Origin of the sequence: Dysgonomonas sp. HGC4, assembly GCF_001261715.1 — a bacterium.
GTDB lineage: Bacteria > Bacteroidota > Bacteroidia > Bacteroidales > Dysgonomonadaceae > Dysgonomonas_A.
In genome coordinates, this window is the sequence record NZ_CVRU01000037.1 from 1 (window position 1) to 2436 (window position 2436).

Consider the following 2436-nt stretch of genomic DNA (forward strand, 5'->3'; position numbering starts at 1 on the left):
TATTTTTATCATGGTTTCTACAAAGATAAGTAAACTTTTAGGATGTTTTATTGTTATTCATTTGCTGTTTGTATGTTATATAAGTAACATTAAATATTTATAGCTATATTTTGTAATTATAACTATCTCTGCTTATTATACTTGCCAAAGCTATAAAAAGGTGTATAACCTTGATAATATAAGTATCATAATTGGACTCTATTGAGACGAAATAATCTTGTAGTGAATATTTTACAATACTTAATTATAAACTAAACGGTAAATTGTGTATTTTTGATACTTTTTCAAAATATGAAGCTACTACGAATATTTTTATTCTCTATATTTTTTCTATGCGGACTTGCTCCGCTGCAATTAACAGCTCAAAATCCAGACACGGAAGTTCGTGCAGCGTGGCTTACTACTAACTGGAATCTCGATTGGCCTTCGGCTGGTTTATCTCCGGAGAATCAACAAAAACAATTGGGGAGAATACTCGATCAATTACAAGCAGCAAATTTTAATACAATCCTGTTTCAGGTGCGTGTACGTGGCGATGTGTTTTTTCAATCGAAGATAGAACCTTGGAGTCCCTTTTTTACGAAAGACAAAACTATTGGGTCTATTACAGCCTATGATCCTTTGGCTTATGCTATACAGGAATGTCATAAAAGGGGATTAGAGTGTCATGCCTGGATTGTGACTTTTCCGTTGGGTTCAAAAAAACAAGTTAAAGAACAAGGGAAATCGTCTGTTGTTGCCCGATATCCACAACTTTGTAAATTGTATAAAGATGAATGGTATCTCGATCCTGGAAACCCCGATGCAAGAAAACACATATTGAGGGTGGTGGATGAAATTGTGAGCAACTATGATGTAGATGGAGTTCACTTCGATTATATCCGTTATCCCGAAGCAGCAGGTAAATTTCCCGATAAAGATACTTTCTCGAAATATGGAGTAGGGGAGTCTTTGCAGGAATGGAGGCGAGATAATATAAGTGCATTAGTATCTGATATATATGATCAGACAAAAGAAAAGAAACCTTGGGTGCAGGTAAGTTGTAGTCCTATTGGTAGATACAAGGATCTTAATCCGCTGAGAGGAACATGGACAGCCTATTCGAGTGTGCATCAGGATGCAGGAAAATGGATGATGGACGGAAAAATGGATGCTGTGTATCCAATGATGTATTATAATGAAGCAGAATTTGGAACGTATGTTGAAGAATGGGTAAAAACGAGTAATGGACGTTGGGTTGTTCCTGGTCTTGGCGCCTATCGCCTAATGCCCTCAGAAGGAAACTGGCGATTGAAAGATATTACAGACCAAATCGATTTTATTCGAACAAGTAATGCTGTTGGGGCTGCTTATTATAGAGTGGGAAATGTTCTGGAAAATATAAAAGGTTTGAAAGATGGTTTAGTACCTTATTATAGTTACCCTGCCAAGTTGCCTTCTATGAAATGGTTAGATAATGTAGCGCCTCTTTCGCCTATCAATATGCAAGTATATCAATCTCCGAATGGAATTACTACTATAGAGTGGGAGTCGTCTGATTTATCCGAAGGTCAGGTTTATACCGTTTATGAATCTTCAACCGAAGATTTTAATATCAAAAATGTAAAGACTATTGTAGCTTCCGGTTTAAGAGCGAATAAACTACAAATTCAGACACCAGATGTAGAAGAAGGCGTTTATTATTCGGTTACTGCCTCAGATCGCTTTCATAACGAGAGTGTACCTTGCTTTCCTGTCTATTATATTTTCTCCAGAAGTTTAGAGAAATAAAGTCACAGACTTCTTAATGTTTTTTTAATAACACAATGAATATGAAACCGAAATTATTTTTTACTGTTATCCTAGTATTAGCAATCGGAATAGGATCTAAAATTGCCGCATGTTCTCCGGTGCGCGTACCCTTTGATGTTTATGCTAATGCTTTTACTCCACAAGGAGCGTATTATGCGGTAGAAGGATATTATACTGATAAAGCTAATTTTATGGTCACATATACATCCGATTCAATTGTTTCGGTTGGTAAAATATTGCCTGTTTTCGAATATGGTCCGTTTGGTAGTCAGTGTGAGAATTATGTTATGCCTGCAAATGTTGATGAAAATCAAATAGGTAAAGATAAACTTCGTATATTGATTCTTTATAAAGATCAGACAACCGCAGATAAACTGGTAACTCCTATTTTTCAATCGGAAGGAGTTGATGCTACAGGTGATGCGATACGATTAGTAGACAGTAAATTAGATCCAGAGGATGGTAATACTAAAAAAGTAATGCGTAGTGTACTTAAGAAGAACTTATACCAACGTTTATTTGAAGGTAAAAACATATCGTTGAATTGGAATGAAGAAATTTTTAAACCTTTTGATGAATAAAAGGTCCTTTGAGAATATAGAAAAGGCTTATTTCCTACGAAATAAGCCTTTTCTTATATATGTA

The 2436-nt window shown here is 35.4% G+C and carries 2 protein-coding genes; both read left to right on the top strand.

What is annotated here, in order from left to right; genetic code table 11:
• Positions 1–291: 291 nt before the first annotated feature.
• Positions 292–1770, top strand: a complete 1479-nt coding sequence (locus HGC4_RS03805; protein WP_050708798.1) for a glycoside hydrolase family 10-like protein — start codon at positions 292–294, stop codon at positions 1768–1770.
• Positions 1771–1811: 41 nt separating this feature from the next.
• Positions 1812–2372, top strand: coding sequence for a hypothetical protein (locus HGC4_RS03810; RefSeq protein WP_157258112.1), 561 nt, complete (start codon positions 1812–1814; stop codon positions 2370–2372).
• Positions 2373–2436: the final 64 nt, after the last annotated feature.